We start from the raw sequence: 21,434 nt of genomic DNA, 5'->3' as shown, positions 1-21,434 counted from the left end.
CAAGAAGCCGAAGGGCATCCCCGTGAGCGCCAACCGCCCGGCAGCCGTCGTCGTTCTCGCAGCGGGTGAGGGCACCCGCATGAAGTCGGCCACCCCAAAGGTCCTGCACACCGTCTCCGGCCGCTCCCTCGTCGGCCATGTCGTCGCCGCCTCCCGTGAGCTGGACCCCGAGCATCTCGTCGTGGTCGTCGGCCACGCCCGTGAGCAGGTGCAGGCACATCTCTCCGAGATCGATCCCGGCGTGCGCACCGCCGTGCAGCACGAGCAGAACGGCACCGGTCACGCGGTACGTACGGCTCTGGAGGAGCTGAGCCAGAGCGGTGTGGCCATCGACGGCACGGTGATCGTCGTCTGTGGTGACACCCCGCTGCTGACCGGTGAGACGCTCCGGCTGCTCGGTGACACGCACGCCGCGGACGGTAACGCCGTCACGGTGCTGTCGGCCGAGGTGCCGGACGCGACGGGTTATGGGCGCATCGTGCGTGAGGAAGGCTCGGGCGCGGTGACCGCGATCGTCGAGCACAAGGACGCGAGCGTGGCGCAGCGGGCGATCCGGGAGATCAATTCCGGGGTGTTCGCCTTTGACGGGCGGCTGCTGGTCGATGCGCTCGGCAAGGTGCGGACGGACAACAGTCAGGGTGAGGAGTACCTGACCGATGTGCTGGGCATCGTGCGGGAGGCCGGGCACCGGGTCGGTGCGGCGGTGGCCGCGGATCACCGGGAGATTCTGGGGATCAACAACCGGGTGCAGCTGGCGCAGGCGCGGCGGCTGCTGAACGACCGGTTGCTGGAGCGGGCGATGCTGGCCGGTGTGACGGTGGTGGATCCGGCGTCGACGTGGGTGGATGTGTCGGTGACGTTCGAGCCTGATGCGACGGTGCATCCGGGGACGCAGCTGCTGGGTGCCACGCATATCGCGTCGGGTGCCGAGGTGGGTCCGCATTCCCGGCTGACGGATACGTCGGTGGGTGCGGGCGCGGTGGCGTCGTTCACGGTGGCCGAGGGTGCGCGCATTGGCGACGGGGCGAATGTCGGGCCTTACGCCTATCTGCGTCCGGGGACGGATCTTGGTCCGAAGTCGAAGGCCGGTGCGTACGTGGAGATGAAGAACGCGTCGATCGGTGAGGGGACGAAGGTGCCGCATCTTTCGTATGTGGGGGATGCGACGATTGGTGAGTTCACCAATATCGGTGCGGCGAGTGTCTTTGTGAACTACGACGGTGAGGCGAAGCACCACACGACGGTCGGTTCACATTGCAGGACGGGGTCGGACAACATGTTTGTGGCTCCGGTCACGATCGGGGACGGCGCTTATACGGCGGCCGGCTCGGTTATCACCAAGGATGTGCCCCCGGGTTCGCTGGCGGTCGCGCGTGGCCAGCAGCGGAATATCGAGGGTTGGGTCGCGCGCAAGCGGCCTGGAAGTGCCGCCGCGCAGGCGGCTTCGGCTGCTCGCCAGGAGTCCGAGGGCGAGCGGTGATCGTGCAGAGGGCACGCCGTGCGGGGCGTACCGTGATGAGCGCACGCAAACTGTGATTCGAGGAGATTTGCTGTGACCGGGATCAAGACGACCGGCGAGAAGAAGCTGATGCTCTTCTCCGGCCGCGCCCACCCCGAGCTTGCCGAGGAGGTCGCGCACCAGCTGGGTGTGGGCCTGGTCCCGACGAAGGCATTCGACTTCGCCAATGGCGAGATCTATGTCCGCTATCAGGAGTCGGCGCGTGGCGCGGACTGCTTTTTGATTCAGAGCCACACGGCTCCGATCAATAAGTGGATCATGGAACAGCTGATCATGATTGATGCGCTGAAGCGGGCCTCGGCCCGGAGCATCACCGTGGTCGTGCCGTTCTACGGTTATGCGCGTCAGGACAAGAAGCACCGTGGCCGTGAGCCGATTTCGGCGCGGCTGATCGCGGATCTGATGAAGACGGCCGGTGCGGACCGTGTGGTCACGGTGGATCTGCACACCGACCAGATCATGGGCTTCTTCGACGGCCCGGTGGATCACCTTTTCGCGCTGCCGGTCCTCGCGGACTACGTGGGCGCGAAGGTGGACCGCGAGAAGCTGACGGTCGTGTCGCCGGACGCGGGCCGGGTGCGGGTGGCGGACCGCTGGTGTGACCGTCTGGGTGCGCCGCTGGCGATCGTGCACAAGCGGCGCGACAAGGACGTGGCGAATCAGGTCACCGTGCACGAGGTCGTCGGCGATGTGCGGGACCGGGTGTGTGTCCTGGTCGACGACATGATCGACACCGGTGGCACGATCTGCGCGGCGGCGGACGCACTGTTCGCGAATGGCGCGTCGGATGTGATCGTGACGGCGACGCACGGTGTGCTGTCGGGTCCGGCGGCGGACCGGCTGAAGAATTCGAAGGTGAGCGAGTTCGTGTTCACGAATACGCTGCCGACGCCTTCGGAGCTGGAGCTGGACAAGATCACGGTGCTGTCGATGGCGCCGACGATCGCCCGCGCGCTGCGTGAGGTGTTCGAGGACGGTTCGGTGACGAGCCTCTTCGAGGAGCAGTGAATCGTGCGGTGAGGTAGTTCCTCGCTGATCGACTTTGGGGCGGCCTTCCGGCCGGGTAGACTCATCGAGTTGCTCGGCGAGGGAGGCCGCCCTTTTGTGGTGGCTGTCCGTTATCGACGCGCTCTTCGTAGCAGGTCTGTCGTGGGCCGGGTGACGCCCACCAGATGTTTCTGAGATACGAGGAGTGCAGTCATGGCTGAGGTCAAGCTCGACGCCCAGGTCCGTTCCGACTTCGGTAAGGGTGCCGCCCGTCGTGCGCGCCGTGCGGACCTGGTTCCGGCGGTCATTTACGGTCACGGCGCGGAGCCGCAGCACGTGGCGATCCACAACCACGCGCTGATGATGGCGCTGAAGACCCCGAACGCGCTGATCCGTCTGGAGTTCGACGGCAAGAGCGAGCTGGTCATCCCCAAGGCCGTGCAGCGTGAGGCGATCCGTGGCTTCCTGGTGCACGTGGACTTCCTGGCCGTGAAGAAGGGCGAGAAGGTCAACGTCGAGCTGCCGATCCACACCGAGGGCGAGCTGGCCCCGGGCGGCAACCTCCTCGAGTACGTGCTGAACACCCTGCCGGTCGAGGCCGAGGCCACCCACATCCCGGAGTCGGTGACGATCTCCATCGCGGGTCTGGACGCCGGTCACTCGGTGTACGCCAAGGACATCGCGCTGCCGTCCGGTGTGTCGCTGGGCGTGGAGGACGACGCCGTGGTGCTCCAGGTCGTCGCGGCGCAGGCGGAGGCGCCGGCCGAGGAGGCCGCCGAGGGTGAGGGCGCCGAGGGCGCCGAAGCCTGAGTCGTTTTCGCTGAGGCGGGTTCTCAGCGCTTTGGCCAGCCGCTGCCGCGCGCCTTTGGGCGCGGGGTGGCGGTTGGGCTGTTTCATGGGCAGTTGCGGTCGGGGCCGGCGGGTGTGGCCGGCGGATGTGGGAGTGGCTGAGATGGCGGACGCTGATCCGTGGCTGGTGGTGGGGCTGGGTAATCCGGGCCCGGAGTATGCGCGTAATCGCCACAATGTGGGGTTCATGGTGGCGGATTTGCTGGCGGAGCGGATGGGGGGCCGTTTCAAGGCGCACAAGTCACGGGCTCAGGTGGTGGAGGGGCGTTGTGGTGCGCCGGGTCCGTCGAGCCGTCGTGTGGTGGTGGCGAAGCCGGGGACGTTCATGAATCTGTCGGGTGGGCCGACGACCGCGCTGCGGGATTTCTACAAGGTGCCGGTGGCCCATATCGTGGCGATTCACGATGAGTTGGATATTGATTACGGTGCGCTGCGGCTGAAGCTGGGCGGCGGTGACAACGGTCACAACGGTCTGAAGTCGATCACGAAGTCGCTGGGGGCGGAGTATCACCGGGTGCGGTTCGGGATCGGGCGTCCGCCGGGCCGTATGCAGGTGGCGGATTTCGTGCTGAAGGACTTTTCCGCGGCCGAGCGGCGTGAGTTGGACTATTTCGTGGACCGGGCGGCGGATGCGGTGGAGACGCTGATCGTCGATGGTCTGGAACGGGCGCAGAGTACGTACAACTCCTGAATAGGGCAGGTGTGGTCAGGCTCTGACGAACCGTTGTCGGAGGTTGACCGGGTGCTGGTGCATGGCCAAGGATCGCGGCCATGCCCAGAAGCAGTACGCGCACCCGTTCGGTCAGACGTAGTCGTACCCGGCGGGTCGGTGAGAGCGCCTATGGGGCGCTGCTCGTCGCCCGGGTGGGGGTGATGGGTCTGCTGGCGTTGCTCCTGCTGGTTGCGGGGGTGTGGACGTCGTGGCAGACGGCGCAGTACGCGATGCTCGTCAAGGCACAGGGGCGCGGCATGATGACGGTGTCGGCGTGTGCGGGCGAGCGGTGCACGGGCCCGTACGAGCCGTCGTCGGGTGAGACGCAGAAGCTGGCGAAGGTGTCGATCGCGGAGGGCGCCGCGGACAAGGGCACGCAGGTCGAGGTGACGGTCAAGCCGGGGACGACGCATGCGGTGCGGACCGGGGCGGCCGGGATCCTGCATGCGTGGGTGCCGTTCGCGGGGTCGTTGCTGCTGGCGGCGCTGGTGGTGGCCGGGGGGATGCGGCTGCGGCGTACGGCGTGGGTGATGGGCCTGTTGGGGGCGGTGTTGCTGGGCGCGGCCTTCGCGGCGCTCTAGAGCTTCCCCGGGACTGCTGCCTCCAGGGCTTCCCGGGACTGATACGGCGGCGGCCCGTCCTCCTCGGTGGGAGGGCGGGCCGCCGCCGTGGTGTGTGCCGGGCCGGGTCAGCCGGTGTTGCGCAGTCCGGCGGCGACGCCGTTGACGGTCAGCAGCAGGGCGCGGGCGAGGACCGGGTCGGCCTCCTCGCCGCGTTCGGCGGCGCTGCGCTGGCGGTGCAGCAGCGAGACCTGGAGGTAGGAGATCGGGTCCAGGTAGGCGTCGCGGATGTGGAAGGTCTGCTTGAGGACCGGGTTGGAGTCGAGGAGCTCCTTTTCGCCGGTGACGCGCAGGACCTCGGCGACGGTGAGCTCGTGCTCGGCCTTGATGACGTCGAAGACGTGCTTGAGCTCGTCGGGGACCAGGGTGTCGACGTAGTGCTGGGCGATCCGCAGGTCGGTCTTGGCCAGCGTCATGGTGACGTTGGACAGGAAGTTGCGGAAGAAGTGCCAGTACTCGTGCATCTCGTCCAGCACGCTGTCGAGTCCGGCTTCGCGGGCGGCCTTGAGGCCGGTGCCGACGCCGAACCAGCCGGGGACGATCTGGCGGGACTGGGTCCAGCCGAAGACCCACGGGATGGCGCGCAGTCCGTCGAGGCCGGCGCCGGAGTCCGGGCGGCGCGAGGGGCGCGATCCCAGGTGGAGCTCGGCGAGCTGGTCGACGGGGGTGGAGGCGAAGAAGTACGCGGGCAGGTCCGGGTCCTCGACCAGGCGGCGGTAGGCGCCGTGGGCCGCGTCGGAGACCTTCTCCATGGCCGCGTCCCAGCGGGCCAGCGCCTCGTCGGACTGCCGGGGGGCGGTGTGCAGGGCGGACGCCTGGAGGGTGGCGGCGACCGTCAGCTCCAGGTTCTCCCGCGCCAGCGACGGGACCAGGTACTTGTCGGAGATGACCTCGCCCTGCTCGGTGACCTTGATCTCGCCTTCGAGGGTGCCGTACGGCTGGGCGAGGATCGCGTCGTGGGAGGGGCCGCCGCCGCGGCCGACGGTGCCGCCGCGGCCGTGGAAGAGCCGCAGCCGGACGCCGTGCCGGTGGGCGACGTCGCGCAGCAGGCGCTGGGCGCGGTGGATCTCCCACTGGGAGGTGGTGATGCCGCCGAACTTGGAGGAGTCGGAGTAGCCGAGCATGACCTCCTGGACGTCGCCGCGCAGGGCGACCAGACGCCGGTAGGAGGGGTCGGCGAGCATCTCGTCGAGCAGCTGGTCGGCGATCTTCAGCTCGTCGGTGGTCTCCAGCAGCGGCACGATGCCGACCTTGGCCCAGCCGGCGTGCAGGTCGATCAGGCCGGCCTCGCGGGCGAGGACGGTGGCGGCGAAGACGTCGTCGGAGCCCTGGCACATCGAGATGATGTAGGACTCGATGACCTCGGGGCCGAAGGTGTCCTTGGCCTTGAGGATGGTGTGGAAGACGCCGAGCGTCTTGGCGCCGGCCTCGTCGAGGGGGGCCGGGGTGGGGGCCAGCGGACGGCGCGAGCGCAGTTCCTTGGCGAGGAGCTTGCGGCGGTAGTCGCGCGGCATGTCCACGTAACGCCAGGACTCCTCGCCGAGGCGGTCGAAGAGCTGGCCGAGGGCGTGGTGGTGCGCGTCGGCGTGCTCGCGGATGTCCATGGTGGCGAGCTGGAGGCCGAACGCGGCGATGGTGCGCAGGGTGCGCTCCAGACGGCCGTCGGCGACCAGGCCGCCGCGGTGTTCCCGCAGCGAGGTCTGGATGAGCGCGAGGTCGTCGAGGAGCTCGGTGGTGCCGAGGTAGTCCCGGCCGGGGACGTGCGGGGTGTCGCCGGCGAGGCGCTCGCGGGTGTTGAGGAGCTTCTGCCGGATGCAGGTCGCCTTGAGGCGGTAGGGCTCCTCGCTGTTCAGCCGCTTGTAGCGCGGGCTGATCTCCGGGAGGAGGTCGAGGTCGCTCTGGAGGGAGGCGAGCAGCTCGTCGGTGGCGCCGCAGTTGCGGATGGAGTTGGACAGCGCGCCGCGCAGCTCGTCGACGTGCTCCAGGGCGTCGGTGATGCCGTGCTCGTGCTGGAGCAGCAGGACGTCCCAGGTGACCTGGGGGGTGACGTTGGGGTTGCCGTCGCGGTCGCCGCCGATCCAGGTGCCGAAGGTGAGCGGGCGGGTGCCGGCGGGCAGCTCGGTGCCGGCCCGCTCCAGCTCGGCGGCGAGGTCCTCCAGGACGTCGCCGACCGCGCCGCGGCCCAGCTCGTCGAGGTAGTAGATGGCGTTGCGGGCCTCGTCGGTGGGCTCGGGGCGGGCGACGCGCAGCTCGTCCGTCTGCCAGATGAGGTCGATGTTCTCGGCCAGCCGCAGGTCGGCGCGGCGGCGCTCGCTCTCGGGGCTGTCCAGCAGCTCGGCGACCTTGCGGAGCTTGGTGAGGACGGAGCGCCGGGCGGCCTCGGTGGGGTGCGCGGTGAAGACGGGGCGTACGCCGAGGTTGCCGGCGGTGGCGCGCAGGTGCTCGGGGTCGGCGTCCTTCAGCATGTCGGCGGTGCGGGCGAGGATGCTGCCCTCGGCGGCGCGCCGGGCGCCCAGCTCGCGGCCGCGGTGGACCTGCTCGGTGACGTTCGCGAGGTGGAAGTACGTGGAGAAGGCGCGCACCAGCTTGGCGGCGGTGGCCAGGTCGGTGTCGCCCAGGAGCCCGGCAGCGGCTTCGCCGTCGGAGCGGGTCAGGGCGCGTACCTGCTCGACCAGGTCGAGCAGTTCCTTCCCCTCCTGTCGGACGAGGGTCTCGCCGAGGAGATCACCGAGGCGGCGGATGTCGGCGCGCAGGGCGACGTTGTCGCTCGGGCCGGTTTCCGGGCCTTCGATGGACACGATCTCGGCTGGAGTGTTGTCGGCACTGCTCACAGGTGCGGCTCCTTGCGGCGATCAGGGACGTCGCACGTGACCCATGGGTGGGGTCGGGACGGGCGACGGATTGGGCAGGTCTGATGCGGGCGGGTTGCGGACCGCGCTGTCCGACGTCCCCAGGATAGGTCTGCCCAGCCTCCGCAGATCACACCGTCCGCTGGGTGGGCACTGCGTCACAGCCGGGCGGGTGTGGCGCCTGTCACGGCCTTGCCCGGGGCTGCGGCACTGCCATACTTACGAGACCGTAGGTTACGGTTCCGTAGCCGTAGCCGTGCCCCCGAGCCCCCGACGAGGGACACCATGACCGCTGGTCCTGAAGCCGTAGAAGATCCCCCGATTCCCGCCGATTCCGCCGTTGGTGCGGCCGCCGGTGCGCCGGTTCCGTCCGCGACGCTCGGCGGCGAGCAGCGCAGGTCGGTCGAGCAGATCTCGCTCCTGCTGTTCATCACCGTCCCGTTCGTGGCGCTGGTGGCCGCGGTGCCACTGGCCTGGGGCTGGGGGGTGAGCTGGCTCGACCTGGCGCTGATGGTGGCGATGTACTACATCGGCTGCCACGGCATCACGATCGGCTTCCACCGTTACTTCACGCATGGTTCGTTCAAGGCGAAGCGGCCGCTGCGGATCGCGCTCGCGATCATGGGGTCGCTGGCCGTGGAGGGGCCGCTGGTGCGCTGGGTGGCGGATCACCGCAAGCACCACAAGTTCTCCGACGCCGAGGGCGACCCGCATTCGCCGTGGCGCTTCGGTGAGACGGTGCCCGCCCTGATGAAGGGCCTGTGGTGGGCGCACATCGGCTGGATGTTCGACGAGGAGCAGACGCCGCAGCAGAAGTACGCACCGGACCTGATCAAGGATCCGGCGATCCGGACGATCTCCCGCCAGTTCGTGCTGTGGACGGCGGTGTCGCTGCTGATCCCGCCGCTGGTGGGCGGCCTGGTGACCTGGTCCTGGCAGGGCGCGCTGAGCGCGTTCTTCTGGGGGTCCCTGGTCCGGGTGGCCCTGCTACACCACGTCACCTGGTCGATCAACTCCATCTGCCACGCGGTCGGCAAGCGCCCCTTCAAGTCCCGCGACCGCTCCGGGAACGTCTGGTGGCTGGCCGTCCTCTCGTGCGGCGAGTCCTGGCACAACCTGCACCACGCGGACCCGACCTCCGCCCGGCACGGGGTGATGAAGGGGCAGCTGGACTCCAGCGCCCGCTTGATCCGCTGGTTCGAGAAGGCGGGCTGGGCGTACGACGTCCGGTGGCCGGACGCGTCCCGTCTCGATGCCCGACGCGCGGAGAAGGCCGCCGGGGGTGCCGCCCGGCGGTAGCGGGGAAGGCATGATTGACGGGTGGCGATCGACGACAGCAGTACCAGCGGCAGCAAAAGCAAGTCTTCCTCCGCGGGCACGCGGCGGGCCCGCAGGGTCCGGATGACCGGTGCGGAGCGCCGGGAGCAGCTGCTGGACATCGGTCGCACACTCTTTGCCGAGCGGGGCTACGAGGGCACGTCGGTCGAGGAGATCGCCGCGAAGGCCGGCGTTTCCAAACCGGTGGTCTACGAGCACTTCGGCGGCAAGGAGGGCCTGTACGCGGTGGTGGTGGACCGCGAGATGCGGCAGCTGCTGGACATGGTGACGGGCGCACTGACCGCCGGCCATCCCCGCGAACTCCTCGAACAGGCGGCCTTCGCGCTGCTCGACTACATCGAGACCTTCACCGACGGCTTCCGCATCCTGGTCCGCGATTCCCCCGTGGCCCAGTCGACGGGCACGTTCGCCTCGCTCATCAGCGATATCGCCACCCAGGTCGAGGACATTCTGGGCCTGGAGTTCAAGGCCCGCGGCTTCGACCCGAAACTCGCCCCGCTCTATGCCCAGGCACTGGTCGGCATGGTGGCCCTGACCGGCCAGTGGTGGGTCGACACCCGCAAACCGAAGAAGGCCGAGGTGGCGGCCCACCTGGTCAACCTGGCCTGGCACGGCCTGGGCAACCTGGAGGCCAGGCCGCGGTTGATAGGGCATCGGAAGAACTGAGGGGCTCCCGCTCTCCGCGGCGGCCCGCGTCCGGGCGGTTCGCGCGGGAGCAGGCCCCGCCGCACCCGCCGGCGCCTGCGCTCCGGCCTTCGTACGAACCGGGCGTGGGGGCTGCCGTGACAGCCGCCGGCGGGCGGGACGGGTCAGCCGGCGGCGGGCTTTTGGGCGACGGCGAAGATGCGGCGGAACGGGAAGACCGTGCCGTGGCGGCCGGTGGGGTAAGCCTTGCGGAGGGCGTCGCGGTATTCGGCGAGGAAGGCTTCGCGGGCGGCCGGGTCGTTCTCCAGGGCGGTGAGGACGGGGCGCAGGGCGGTGCCCTTGACCCAGTCGAGGACCGGGTCGTCGCCCTCCAGGAGCTGGACGTAGGTGGTCTCCCAGACGTCGGCGGCGCAGCCGAGGTCGGCGAGGCGCTCCAGGTAGTCGGCCGGTTCGAGGACATGGACGAAGCGGCGGCCGTGGGTGGTGAGCCGCTCGCGCCACTGGGGGGCGTCACACAGTTCGCCGAGGAGGGCGTGGCTGGGTGAGGTGAAGTTGCCGGGGACCTGGAAGGCGAAGGTGCCGCCGGGGGCGAGGGCCTCGATCCAGCGGGCGAAGGAGTCCGGGTGGTTGGGGACCCACTGGAGGGCCGCGTTGGAGACGATCAGGTCGAAGGTCTCCTCGGGCGTCCAGTCGGCGGCGTCGGCGGGGGCGAAGTCGAGGTGGCCGCCGCCCGGGGTGGGGCCGGCGTAGGTCTCGGCCTCTTTGAGCATCTCCGCGGAGTTGTCGTATCCGGTGATGTGCGCGTCCGGCCAGCGGGCGGTGAGCTGGGCGGTGACGTTGCCGGGGCCGCAGCCGAGGTCGGCGATGCGGGCGGTGCGGTCCTGCCGGGGCAGGTCGGGTATCCGGTTGAGCAGGTCGTGGAACGGACGGGTACGGTGCCCGGAGTGGCGGAGGTATTGCTGCGGATCCCAGGTTGGTGCGTCGTGCATGTTCGAAACCCCTTTGCCGATGCAGGGCTGACACAAGGCTGGCACGGTCTGGTTCGGGCCGTCTCGGCTGGAAACCGAGCCCCCGCCGACGATGCCCATAGTCCAGCGAAATATATCTCGACGTCAAGAGACTTCATGTCGACAGACCCTCTACACTGATCGTCATGGAGGACGAGGTCGACCGACTGGTCGCAGCATGGCGCCGTGAGCGCCCGGACCTCGACGTGGAGCCGCTTGAGGTCCTCAGCCGCGTCTCCCGGCTGGCCAGACACCTTGACCGGGCCCGCCGTATCGCCTTTTCCGAGGTGGGCCTGGAGCCCTGGGAGTTCGATGTGCTCACCGCGCTGCGGCGCGCCGGGGCGCCGTATCAGCTCTCCCCCGGGGCGCTGCTGACACAGACACTGGTCACCTCGGGGACGATGACCAACCGCATCGACCGGCTGGCCAAGAAGAACCTCGTCGAGCGGCTGCCCGACCCCAGCGACCGGCGCGGGGTGCTGGTCAGGCTGACCGCGGAGGGCCGCGACAAGGCGGACCGGTCGCTGGCCGGGCTGCTCATCCAGGAGCGCGCGATTCTCGCCGAGCTCTCCCGGCAGCAGCGCGGCGAACTGGCCGGGCTGCTGCGGAAGTTGACCGGCCCGTTCGACAACACTCCCGGCTAGGGCCCCAGGGGCGCGGCCGCCCCGGGCGCGTCCGGGACGGCTTCCCGCACCGGCGTACGATCGGTTGGCGCACCGTATTTGGCGGCGCGTAAGAAGGCGGCGCGCGCCCCCTGAATTCACGCGCGCCCCTCTCCCTCCCTGTCCCCTTGCCCGCCGCTCGCCCCGTGGGCTTGGATCGCGCCATGAGCCAGCAGCGCGCATCGCATCCGCCGAACGGCCCGTACGGCAGGCGGTTCGAGGGCCGTACGGTCCTGGTGACCGGGGCCGCCGCCGGGATCGGGGCGGCCACCGCCGACCGGCTGGCGGCCGAGGGCGCCGGGGTGCTGCTGCTGGACATCGACGACGCGCGCGGCGAACGCACCGCGCGGCGCATCCGGGCAGCCGGCGGCCACGCCTCGTACGAGCACTGCGATGTGGCGGACGAGGACGGCTGGCGGCGGGCCGTCGAGGCGGCGCGGCGGCGCTACGGCCCGGTGGACGGGCTGGTCAGCAACGCCTTTCTGCCGCATGTGGCGGCCGCCGAGCACATCTCGCTCGCCGACTGGGACCGGCAGCTGGCGGTCAATCTCACCGGTTCGTTCCTCGGCGTACGCGCCGCCCTGCCCGACCTGCGGGCGCGCGGCGGCGCGGTGGTGCTGACCTCGTCCGTGCATGCCCTGGTCGGGCTGCCGGGGCGGCCCGCCTACGCCGCGGCGAAGGCCGGGCTGACCGGACTGGGCCGTCAACTGGCCGTCGAATACGGGCCGGAGGTGCGGGTCAACTGCGTGCTGCCGGGCCCGGTGCTGACCGCGGCCTGGGACGGTATCGGCGAGGAGGAGCGGCGGGCCAGCGCCGCGGAGACGGCGGCGCGACGGCTGGGGCGGCCCGAGGAGGTCGCCGCGGCCATCGCCTTTCTGCTCTCCCCCGAGGCGTCCTTCGTCACCGGGGCGGGCCTGGTCGTCGACGGCGGCTGGAGCGTGTACAAGAACTCCTCGTGAGGCGTGAGGCGTGAGACGTGCCCGCTGACGGCGGGGCGGCGGCGCCCCGCCGGGCTTCGGTCCGTAGGGAATCCATCGATCCGTAGGGGAATCCATGGGCATCCATTTCGGCGGCGACTACAACCCCGAGCAGTGGCCCGAGGAGGTGTGGGCCGAGGATCTGAAGCTGATGAAGGCGGCCCACGTCACCATGGTCACCGCCGGGATCTTCTCCTGGGCCAAGGTGGAACCCCGGCCCGGGGACTGGGACTTCGGCTGGTTCGACCGGGTGATGGACGGGCTGGCGGGCGCCGGGATCGCCGTCTGTCTGGCGACGATGACCGCCTCACCGCCACCATGGCTCTCCCGCGCGTACCCCGAGATCCTGCCCGAGGACGCCGACGGCCGGCGCCGCTGGCCCGGCAGCCGACAGCACTACTGCCCCTCCAGCCCCGTCTACCGCACCCACGCCGTACGCCTCGTCGAACGGCTCGCCACCCGCTACGCCGGCCACCCCGCGCTCGCCATGTGGCACATCGGCAACGAGTACGGCTGCCACACCCGCCACTGCTACTGCGAGGTGTCGGCGGAGGACTTCCGGCGCTGGCTGCGCGAGCGCTACCGGACCGTCGACGCGCTCAACGCCGCCTGGTCGACGGCCTTCTGGTCGCAGGCGTACGGCGACTTCGACGAGGTACTGCCGCCGCGCACCGCGCCCACCTTCCCCAACCCCGCCCAGCAGCTGGACTATCTGCGCTTCGGCGACGAGGCGCTGCGCGCCTGCTATCTGGCCGAAAAGGCGGTCCTGGAACGGGTCACCCCAGGGATTCCGGCCACCACCAATCTGATGCCGCAGCACAAGCCGGTCGACGCCTTCGCCTGGGCGCCCCATATGGACGCGATGGCACTGGACTTCTACCAGGACCCCTATGTGCCCGACGACCATGTCCGGGCCGGCTATGTCTTCGATCTGATGCGCTCGGCGCGCTCCGGGCAGCCCTGGATGCTGCTGGAGCAGGCGCCGGGCGCGGTCAACTGGCGGCCCCGCAACGGCCCCAAGCCGCCCGGCGCGATGCGGCTGTGGAGCTGGCAGGCCGTCGCCCAGGGCGCGGACGCGGTGCTGTTCTTCCAGTGGCGGCAGTCGCTGGGCGGCGCCGAGAAGTTCCACTCGGCGATGCTCCCGCACGGCGGGACCGACACCCGCATCTTCCGCGAGGTGACCGAACTCGGGCGGGAGTTGGCGTCCCTGCCGGGGATCGAGGGGACCCGGTCGCGGGCCGGGGTGGCGCTGCTGGCGGACTGGCACAGCTGGTGGGCGCTGGAGCTGGACTCCAAGCCGTCGACCGCGCTGGACCACTCCCGTATCGCGCTGGACCACTACCGGCCGCTGTTCGAGGCGGGCGTGGCCTGCGATGTGCTGCCGCCGCGGCGCGACCTGTCCGGCTACCGGCTGGTCGTGGCGCCCAACCTGTATCTGCTCACCCCATCGGACGCCGAGCGGCTGGCCGCCTATGTACACGGCGGCGGGCAGCTGCTGGTGTCGTTCTTCTCCGGCATCGTCGACGCGCACGACCGGGTGCACCCCGGCGGATATCCGGGGGCCTTGCGGGAGCTGCTGGGGCTGCGGGTGGCGGAGTTCTGGCCGCTGGACGCGGGCCGGTCGGTGGGCATCGGCGACGGGGCTTACACGGGGCGGGCGGATCTGTGGTCGGAGGAGATCGACCTGGAAGGGGCCGAGGCACTCGCCCACTTCACGGACGGGGAGCTGGCCGGCCGCCCCGCGCTGACCCGGCACTCCTACGGGCGCGGCACGGTCTGGTACGTCACCACCCGGCTCGATCCGGCGCTGATGCGGACGCTGCTGGACGATGTCCGCGCGGCGGCCGGGGTGGAACCCGTACTCCCGGGCCTGCCACCGGGCGTCCAGGCCACCGTCCGCGAGGGCACCGGCGGACGCTATCTCTTCCTGCTCAACCACGGGGCGCAGGCCGTGGAGGTCGGACTGCCGTCGCCGATGCGGGAGGCGCTCGCAGCACACGGGACGGCCGAGGTCGGCGCCACCGACCGGATCACGCTGGAGGCACGGGGCGTGGCCGTCCTGACGGAGCCCTGGGCGGTGCGTCCTGTCCCGGGGCAGGTGCGGGTGTGATCACACGTCAGCCCGACCCTGCTGACGCCTGATCCGTCCCGTCACCCGAGGCGTTCGTCATCTCGCCAGGCCGGCGGTCGCGCCAGGCCGGGGCGACGGCGGTGAGCATCAGCGCGGCGGTGAGGGTGAAGGCCAGGGGGTAGCCGACCCCGTCGGCGAGCACGCCGAACCCGAGGGCGCCGGCGCCCATGCCCGCGTCGTAGGCGAAGTTCCACAGGGCGCTGACCGTGCCGTAGCCGGCGGCGGAAACCCGCGCGTACATGAGGGTCAGGGTGGCGTTCTGGATGACCCCGAAGCCGATCCCGAACAGGGCCACACCGGCCATGACGGCGACCGGGCGGTGGGTCATCGCGATGAGCAGCGTCCCCGCGGCCGCCGCGGCCAGGCCGGGCAGCACGAGTCCGGCCGGCCCGTGCCGGTCGCTGTGCCGGCCCGCGACCCAGCGGGCCACGGTGGCTGCCGCGGACTGCGCGAACAGCGCCACGGAGACGAGTCCCAGGGAGGCCGACGGCACGGCCAGGGGGAGAAAGGTGACGATGATGCCGGCCGCGAGCGCGGCGGCCGCGAAGACGACAGCGGGCCGCAGCAGCGCCGCCGTTCGGAGCCCGGACAGCATGGTGACCGACCGTTCCGAGGCCGGCTCCCGGTCGGGCAGGCCCGGCACCGAGACGATCGCGGCCAGCGCGGCCAGGCCGCCGGCGAGGCAGACCGGTGCGTACCCCACCTGCCCGACCAGCCACACCCCCAGGGGCAGCGCCACCAGCGACGGCACCCCGGACACGATGCCGACCAGCGCCAGCCCCTCACCGCGGCGCTCCGGCGGGATCAGCGACGCCGTCAGCGCGCCCCCCGCGACGACCGTGAAGGCGAAGCCCAGACCGCGCACCAGACAGACCGCCACGATCCACACCATGTCCGCGGAGGCGGTCAGCACCAGTGCGGGTGCCCCGAGCAGGACCAGCCCGGTCGCCAGCACCAGGCGGTAGCCGAAGCGGGCCACCAACCGGGGAGTGGCCAGCTCACCCACGACCGTGGCCAGCATCAGGGCACCCGTGGCGGGCCCCGCCCCGTTATCGCCCCCACCGGACGTCTCGGCGTAGAGCGGCACGACCGACAACAGGAGGAAGAAGCTCGTCGAGGCACCGATGATCGACACGAACCGCAGCAGCAGCGGCCGCGTCACCAGCGGCGGGCGTGAACCGGCGTTCCGCGAGGGGGAGTTGGTCGTCTTCGTCATGCCTCGACGCTAGGGTCCGAGCGGACCACCAGTAAGCTCCAATTCCATGCCTCTTGAGTGGTCCGGTCTGTCCCCCGACCTGTTGTTGGACCTCGACCGGGACGGCGGCGAGCCCCTGCGGTCACAACTGGAACGCCGGATACGGGACGCGATCCGCACCCAGCGGCTGCGGGTCGGCGAACGGCTGCCGTCCACCCGTGAACTCGCCCGGACCCTCGGGCTGTCTCGCGGACTGGTGCAGGACTGCTATGCCCAACTCCAGGCCGAGGGCTACCTCGTGGCCCGCCCGGGCGCCGCCACGCAGGTGGCCGCGGGCGCCGGCGTACCGGCCGCGCCCACGACACCCCCTGCGGCGCCGCCACAGCTGCTGGCCGACTTCCGATGGGGCGTCCCGGATCTGGGCGCCTTCCCGTTGTCCGACTGGATGTGGGCCCTCCGCGATGCGGCACGCACCCTGCCGACGGCGGCGCTCGACTACGGCGACCCGCGCGGCAGCGCGGCGTTGCGCGAGGTCCTCGCCGGATATCTGCGGCGCGTACGGGCCGCCGCGGCGGATCCCGAACGGACCGTCGTCTGCTCCGGCTACGCGCAGGGCCTCGGTCTGGCCCTGCGGGCCCTGGCCCGGACCGGTGTCCACACGGTGGCGTACGAGGATCCCGGCTCACCGGCCACGCTCTCCTCGGCCGTCTCCTGGGCCGGCCTGTCGGCGGTCCCGGTGCCGGTCGACGCGCACGGCATCGACGTACGGGCGCTGGCCGCGACCGGCGCCCGTGCGGTCGTCGTGACCCCCGCGCACCAGTGGCCCACCGGTGTCGTCATGTCACCGGAGCGGCGGCTCGCCCTGATCGAGTGGGCCAGGCACCGGGACGCCGTGGTCATCGAGGACGACTACGACGCCGAATTCCGGTACGACCGGGAGCCGGTGGGTGCCCTGCAAGGGCTCGCCCCCGACCGCGTGATCTCCATGGGGACCGTCAGCAAGTCCCTCGCGCCCGCGCTGCGCCTCGGCTGGATGCTCTGCCCGCCCGCACTCGCCCCGCACATCATCACGCACAAGCAGCTGACCGACCGCGGGTCGCCCACGCTCGACCAGCTCGCCCTGGCGAGGATGATCGAGTCCGGGCGCTTCGACCGGCATCTGCGCCGGATGCGGACGGCCTACGCGGCACGGCGCACCGCCCTGGTGGCAGCGCTCGCCGCGCACGCCCCGGAGGCCCGGGTGACCGGCCTGGCGGCCGGCTTCCACGCCGTCGTCCACCTCGGCGGAGCGGCCGACGAGCAGACCGTCATCGCCGCCGCCCGCGCCCGCTCCGTCGGCCTCTACGGCATGCACGCCTGCCGCACCGCGCCGGCGGCACAGGGGACACAGCTGGTCCTGGGATTCGGCAACGTCGGCGAACGCGCCGTCACCGCAGGTATCGCGGCGGTCGGCGACCTGCTCAGAGGCGAGCGGCCCCGGGCCGCCAGGACCTAGGCACGTCGACCGGGGTGCGCGGGGTCTCCCCCAGGGCGGCCGGCCCGTCCACGGGCCCCGTCCCCTCACGGCACCGGTACCGACGCCGCCGCGCCCGCCGTCTCCAGTTCGACCGGGCCGACCCCGGCCCGGCGGGCCAGGGCCACCGCCGCGAGGGTGGAGTGCACCCCGAGCTTGCCGAGCACGTTCTGCATATGGGTACGGACCGTGTGCGGGGAGAGGAACAGCCGCTCGGCGACCGCCTTGCGGCCCAGGCCGGCCACCATGCAGCGCAGCACCTCACGCTCGCGCGGCGTCAGCGACTCCACCAGCCGCTCGCTCTCCGAACGGTGCTTGCGGGCGGCCGTCAGCTCCCGCAGGACGCCGGTCAGCAGCGCGGGCGGCAGATGCGTCTCGTCGCGCAGCACTCCGCGGATGACGGCGAGCAGCCGGGACAGCGAGCAGTCCTTGGCGACCCAGCCGGAGGCGCCGGCCTGGAGGGCGGCGGCCGCGCGGCGCGGGTCGTCGCGGTCGGCGAGGACGACGGTGCGCAGATACGGATGGCTGGTGCGCAGGCCGGAGACCAGCGCGATGCCGTCCCGCGGCACGGCGCGCGGCACCGCGTCGCGGGCCGCTCCCTGGGCGGGCACCGCGAGCAGCGGCGCGGCGAGGTCGGCGTCGGCGAGCAGCACGTCGAAGCGGCGGCCGTCGGTGGCCGCGCGGTCCAGATTGCGCAGGGCAGCGGGGGCGCTGCCCGCGGCCGCGACGTCCACGTCCTGTTCCGCGGCGAGCGCGGCCGCCAGGGATTCGGCGAAGATGCGGTGGTCGTCGACCACCAGAACCCGGATGCGTTGCACAGAGACCCCCTGTCTCGGTGAACGGACCATAGCGGGCACGACGCCCGGATTGAAGATCGCCCCAGCCGCACGGCCGCCGCCGTGCCGACATGACTACCCCACCCCGGGCGCCGTACCCGAACGGTCTCGCCCCCTGATCGGCACCGGCCCCCACCGGTGCAGGTTCCCAGCGTACGGACGGGGTGCGACGAGGGAAGGTGATTGGCGAAACTGCTCCGCCGGCCGGGCCATTCGGTGCCTGTCCGGCGGCTTCACGCCGTCCGGCGCGCCCTACGCGACGCGGTGCGCCCCCGCGCTCGCGACGGCCTCGAAGATCCGCGGGGCGGCATGGCCGGCCGCCGCGAACGCCTCGCCGACCGCCGTACCGACGGCCGTGGCAGCCGCCTCCTCGACGAGCACGATGGCCGAGCCGCCGAAGCCGCCGCCGGTCATCCGGGCCCCGAGGGCGCCCGCCGCCAGCGCGGTGTCGACGGCGAGATCGAGCTCCCGGCAGGAGATCTTGAAGTCGTCGCGGAGCGAGGCGTGACCGGCCGTCAGCAGGGGGCCGATGGCGCGGGTGCGGCCCGCGTCGAGGCAGGCGATGACCTCTTCGACGCGGTGGTTCTCGGTGACGATGTGCCGGACGAGGGCCTGGGTGACGGGCTCGCCGGCCAGCTCGGCCAGCGCCTCGGACAGATGCGCGTAGGGCACCTCACGCAGGGCACGCACCCCGAGCGCCCGCGCGCCACGCTCGCAGCCGGCGCGCCGCTCCGCGTATGCGCCGTCCCCCAGCTCATGCTTCACCCGGGTGTCGACCACGAGGAGCCGCAGCCCCTCCCCCGCCAGGTCGAACGGGACCTGGCGCCGGGTGAGGTCGCGGGTGTCCAGGAACAGGGCGTGGCCCTCGGTGCAGCAGGCCGCGGCGGTCTGGTCCATGATTCCGCAGGGCACGCCGACGAAGGCGTTCTCGGCCCGTTGGGCGAGCTGGGCCAGCCGCTGTGGCTCCTGGCCGAGCCCGTACAGGTCGTTGAGGGCGAGCGCGGTGACGACCTCCAGGGCGGCGGAGGAGGAGAGCCCGGCTCCGGTGGGCACCGTGCTCTCGAAGTGCAGATCCGCGCCGCCGACGGGCAGACCGGCCTCCCGCATCGCCCAGACGACGCCGGCCGGGTAGGCCGCCCACCCGCCCTGGGGGGCGGGGCGCAGCTCGTCGAGCCGCAGTTCGACGATGCCGCCGTCGGCACCGCCGGAGTGCAGTCGCAGCACCCCGTCGGTGCGGGCCGAGGCGGCGGCGAGGGTGGTGTGCGGGAGGGCCAGCGGCATCACGAAACCGTCGTTGTAATCGGTGTGTTCACCGATCAGGTTGACCCGGCCGGGCGCCGCCCAGGTGCCCGTGGGGGCGGCGCCGTACACCGCGGCGAACCGCGCGGCGGTGTGCTGAGCGCCGTGCGGGCGCTCGGTGGCCGGGGCGGCGGCTCCGGGTGCGGTCATCAGGACTCCTTCGTCCGTTCGAGGTGCTGCGCGAACTCCCAGGCGTCGGCGACGATGCCGGCGAGGTCGGCGCGGGCGGGCCGCCAGCCGAGGCGGTCGACGGCGGTCTGCGCGGAGGCCACCAGTACGGCGGGGTCGCCGCCGCGGCGCGGGGCGGCCACCTCCGGGATGGGGTGCCCGGTGACCTTGCGGACGGTCTCGATGACCTCGCGGACGGAGAAGCCGTTGCCGTTGCCGAGGTTGCAGATCAGGTGCTCGCCGGGATTGACACGGCGGCGCGAAGCGCCTCCTGCCGGGGTGGTGGCGGGAGAGGGGCTGGCAGCGTCGAGGGCGAGGAGGTGGGCCTCGGCGAGGTCGGCGACGTGGATGTAGTCGCGGACGCAGGTGCCGTCGGGGGTGGGGTAGTCCTCGCCGAAGACGGAGATCGCCTCGCGCTTGCCCTGGGCGACCTGGAGGACCAGCGGGATCAGGTGCGACTCGGGGTCGTGGCGCTCGCCGCAGCTGCCGTAGGCGCCGGCGACGTTGAAGTAGCGCAGCGAGACGGCGGCCAGCCCATGGGCGGCGGCCTCGCCGCTGATCATGTGGTCGACGGCGAGCTTGCTGGCGCCGTACGGGCTGGTGGGCGCGGTCTCGGCGGACTCGGTGATCGGGGTGGACCGCGGCTCGCCGTAGGTGGCGGCGGTGGAGGAGAAGACGAGGGTGCGGACGCCGGCGTCGCGCATCGCGGCGAGCAGGTCCATGGTGCCGCCGACGTTGTTGCGCCAGTACTTCTCGGGGTGCACGACGGACTCGCCCACCTGGGAGAAGGCGGCGAAGTGCAGCACCGCGTCATAGGAGGGGTCGAGCCACTTCGCCGCGTCCTGGATGCGGCCCTCGATGAAATGGGCGCCGGCGGGGATGCCCTCGCGGTGGCCGGTGGACAGGTCGTCCAGCACGGTCACCTCGTGGCCGGCCTGGAGCAGATGTGCCGCGACGACGCTGCCGACGTATCCCGCACCACCGGTGACCAGGTACTTCTTGCTCACTCGCTCGCTACCTCTCGCAGTCGGTCGGCCGCGGCCTCCGGCGGCACGTCATTGATGAACACGTTCATGCCGGATTCGGAACCCGCGAGAAACTTCAGCTTGCCGGAAGTACGTCGGATGGTGAAAAGCTCAAGGTGGAGGGCGAAGTCGCCGCGGTTCCCGGCGCGCAGCGGCGCCTGGTGCCAGGCGGCGATGTACGGCGTACGGGCGGCCTCGGCCGCCCGCTCCCCGCTCCCGCCGCCGGGCGCGGCCTCGCTCCCACCACCCTGCCCGGCGAAGATCCGGTCGAAGCGCCGCAAGACTTCCAGATAGATCTGTGGGAATTCTGTGCGCGCGGCGTCGTCGAGGGCGAGCAGGTCGGGGACCCGGCGCTTGGGGTAGAGGTGCACCTCGTAGGGCCAGTGGGCGGCGTACGGGACGAAGACCACCCAGTGCTCGCCCTCCAGGACGATCCGGCGGCCGTCGGCCAGCTCGTCGGCGACCGTGTCGTCGAAGAGGTTGCCGCCGGTGGCCTCGCGGTGCGCGGCGACCGAGGTGAGCATGCGCGCGGTGCGCGGGGTGACGAAGGGGTACGCGTAGATCTGGCCGTGCGGGTGGCCGAGGGTGACGCCGATCTCCGCGCCGCGGTTCTCGAAGCAGAAGACCTGTTCCACGCCCGGGAGTTGGGAGAGCTCCGCGGTGCGGTCGGTCCATGCCTCCAGGACCAGGGCGGCCTGCTCCTCGGTGAGGTCGGCGAAGGAGGCGTCGTGGTCGGGGGTGAAGCAGACGACCTCGCAGCGGCCGCTGTCTCCGGCGAGGGACGGGAAGCGGTTCTCGAAGACGGCGACGTCGTAGTCGGGGGCGGGGATCTCGGAGAGCCGGCCGTCCCGGGAGGGGCACAACGGGCACTCGTCGGCCGGCGGGTGGTAGGTGCGGGCCTGGCGGTGCGAGGCGATGGCGACGGAGTCCCCGAGGAGCCGGTCGTGGCGGATCTCGGCGGCGGTGGCGACGGGGTCGAGGGGGCGGAGGTCGCGCTCGCCGCGGACCGCGTCGTCGCGCAGGTCGTAGTAGATGAGCTCCCGGCCGTCCGCCAGCCGGGTCGTCGTCTTCTTCAACGGAGCTCCTCACCTGCGCCGTACCG

The 21,434-nt window shown here is 71.6% G+C and carries 18 protein-coding genes; 11 read left to right on the top strand and 7 right to left on the bottom strand.

The window, feature by feature from the left end; all coding sequences use genetic code 11:
• Window positions 1–22 precede the first annotated feature (22 nt).
• From glmU to ACFWJW_RS21870, 5 genes are all read left to right on the top strand, one after another.
• Complete coding sequence (gene glmU / locus ACFWJW_RS21890; protein ID WP_387243792.1) at window positions 23–1,480, top strand: bifunctional UDP-N-acetylglucosamine diphosphorylase/glucosamine-1-phosphate N-acetyltransferase GlmU; 1,458 nt, start codon at window positions 23–25, stop codon at window positions 1,478–1,480.
• Window positions 1,481–1,552: 72 nt separating this feature from the next.
• Window positions 1,553–2,527 carry a ribose-phosphate diphosphokinase gene (locus ACFWJW_RS21885; RefSeq protein ID WP_387243789.1) on the top strand — a complete coding sequence of 325 codons (975 nt, stop codon included), beginning with the start codon at window positions 1,553–1,555 and terminating at the stop codon, window positions 2,525–2,527.
• 192 nt (window positions 2,528–2,719) lie between these two features.
• Window positions 2,720–3,316 (top strand): 50S ribosomal protein L25/general stress protein Ctc, encoded by a 597-nt coding sequence (locus tag ACFWJW_RS21880; protein ID WP_387243786.1) that lies wholly within the window; start codon window positions 2,720–2,722, stop codon window positions 3,314–3,316.
• 142 nt (window positions 3,317–3,458) lie between these two features.
• Window positions 3,459–4,046, top strand: coding sequence for an aminoacyl-tRNA hydrolase (gene pth / locus ACFWJW_RS21875; RefSeq protein ID WP_387243783.1), 588 nt, complete (start codon window positions 3,459–3,461; stop codon window positions 4,044–4,046).
• 80 nt (window positions 4,047–4,126) lie between these two features.
• On the top strand, window positions 4,127–4,648 hold the full coding sequence (locus ACFWJW_RS21870) for a hypothetical protein (protein ID WP_387243780.1): 522 nt from the start codon (window positions 4,127–4,129) through the stop codon (window positions 4,646–4,648).
• A gap of 107 nt (window positions 4,649–4,755) precedes the next feature.
• Here the strand turns inward: ACFWJW_RS21870 and ppc are convergent, their stop codons facing one another.
• Window positions 4,756–7,518, bottom strand: coding sequence for a phosphoenolpyruvate carboxylase (gene ppc / locus ACFWJW_RS21865; protein WP_387243777.1), 2,763 nt, complete (start codon window positions 7,516–7,518; stop codon window positions 4,756–4,758).
• Between the two features lie 303 nt (window positions 7,519–7,821).
• On the opposite strand from ppc, the gene ACFWJW_RS21860 reads away from it, so the two are divergent.
• The gene (locus ACFWJW_RS21860; protein WP_387243774.1) at window positions 7,822–8,835 is read left to right on the top strand and encodes an acyl-CoA desaturase; all 1,014 of its coding nucleotides are present in this window, start codon (window positions 7,822–7,824) and stop codon (window positions 8,833–8,835) included.
• Window positions 8,836–8,856: 21 nt separating this feature from the next.
• Window positions 8,857–9,540, top strand: a complete 684-nt coding sequence (locus ACFWJW_RS21855) for a TetR family transcriptional regulator (RefSeq protein ID WP_386689315.1) — start codon at window positions 8,857–8,859, stop codon at window positions 9,538–9,540.
• A 143-nt stretch (window positions 9,541–9,683) separates the two neighbouring features.
• Here ACFWJW_RS21855 and ACFWJW_RS21850 read toward each other — a convergent pair whose 3' ends face one another.
• Entirely contained in the window at window positions 9,684–10,508 is an 825-nt protein-coding gene (locus tag ACFWJW_RS21850) for a trans-aconitate 2-methyltransferase (RefSeq protein WP_387243771.1), read from the bottom strand.
• Window positions 10,509–10,672: 164 nt separating this feature from the next.
• On the opposite strand from ACFWJW_RS21850, the gene ACFWJW_RS21845 reads away from it, so the two are divergent.
• The 3 genes from ACFWJW_RS21845 to ACFWJW_RS21835 all read left to right on the top strand — a co-directional run bounded on the left by ACFWJW_RS21845 (window position 10,673) and on the right by ACFWJW_RS21835 (window position 14,275).
• The gene (locus tag ACFWJW_RS21845; RefSeq protein WP_085926438.1) at window positions 10,673–11,170 is read left to right on the top strand and encodes a MarR family winged helix-turn-helix transcriptional regulator; all 498 of its coding nucleotides are present in this window, start codon (window positions 10,673–10,675) and stop codon (window positions 11,168–11,170) included.
• A 182-nt stretch (window positions 11,171–11,352) separates the two neighbouring features.
• Window positions 11,353–12,147, top strand: coding sequence for an SDR family NAD(P)-dependent oxidoreductase (locus ACFWJW_RS21840; protein WP_387243767.1), 795 nt, complete (start codon window positions 11,353–11,355; stop codon window positions 12,145–12,147).
• Between the two features lie 94 nt (window positions 12,148–12,241).
• Window positions 12,242–14,275 (top strand): beta-galactosidase, encoded by a 2,034-nt coding sequence (locus ACFWJW_RS21835; RefSeq protein ID WP_387243764.1) that lies wholly within the window; start codon window positions 12,242–12,244, stop codon window positions 14,273–14,275.
• 7 nt (window positions 14,276–14,282) lie between these two features.
• Here ACFWJW_RS21835 and ACFWJW_RS21830 read toward each other — a convergent pair whose 3' ends face one another.
• The gene (locus ACFWJW_RS21830) at window positions 14,283–15,512 is read right to left on the bottom strand and encodes an MFS transporter (RefSeq protein ID WP_387243761.1); all 1,230 of its coding nucleotides are present in this window, start codon (window positions 15,510–15,512) and stop codon (window positions 14,283–14,285) included.
• A gap of 46 nt (window positions 15,513–15,558) precedes the next feature.
• Between ACFWJW_RS21830 and ACFWJW_RS21825 the strand changes: the two genes are divergently transcribed.
• On the top strand, window positions 15,559–16,986 hold the full coding sequence (locus tag ACFWJW_RS21825; protein WP_387243758.1) for a PLP-dependent aminotransferase family protein: 1,428 nt from the start codon (window positions 15,559–15,561) through the stop codon (window positions 16,984–16,986).
• A 65-nt stretch (window positions 16,987–17,051) separates the two neighbouring features.
• On the opposite strand, the gene ACFWJW_RS21820 is transcribed toward ACFWJW_RS21825, so the two are convergent.
• The 4 genes from ACFWJW_RS21820 to galT all read right to left on the bottom strand — a co-directional run bounded on the left by ACFWJW_RS21820 (window position 17,052) and on the right by galT (window position 21,408).
• Window positions 17,052–17,822, bottom strand: coding sequence for a LuxR C-terminal-related transcriptional regulator (locus ACFWJW_RS21820; protein ID WP_387243755.1), 771 nt, complete (start codon window positions 17,820–17,822; stop codon window positions 17,052–17,054).
• A 270-nt stretch (window positions 17,823–18,092) separates the two neighbouring features.
• Window positions 18,093–19,289, bottom strand: a complete 1,197-nt coding sequence (gene galK, locus ACFWJW_RS21815) for a galactokinase (RefSeq protein WP_387243752.1) — start codon at window positions 19,287–19,289, stop codon at window positions 18,093–18,095.
• A complete protein-coding gene (gene galE / locus ACFWJW_RS21810) occupies window positions 19,289–20,314 on the bottom strand; it encodes a UDP-glucose 4-epimerase GalE (protein WP_387243750.1) in 1,026 nt (341 codons plus the stop codon). The genes galK and galE overlap by 1 nt, the downstream gene beginning before the upstream one ends.
• The gene (gene galT / locus ACFWJW_RS21805) at window positions 20,311–21,408 is read right to left on the bottom strand and encodes a galactose-1-phosphate uridylyltransferase (protein WP_387243747.1); all 1,098 of its coding nucleotides are present in this window, start codon (window positions 21,406–21,408) and stop codon (window positions 20,311–20,313) included. The genes galE and galT overlap by 4 nt, the downstream gene beginning before the upstream one ends.
• Window positions 21,409–21,434 lie beyond the last annotated feature (26 nt).

Origin of the sequence: Streptomyces sp. NPDC127097 (assembly GCF_042724075.1) — a bacterium.
In the GTDB taxonomy this organism is placed as follows: domain Bacteria; phylum Actinomycetota; class Actinomycetes; order Streptomycetales; family Streptomycetaceae; genus Streptomyces.
This window is presented reverse-complemented; position numbering and strand designations above follow the sequence as displayed.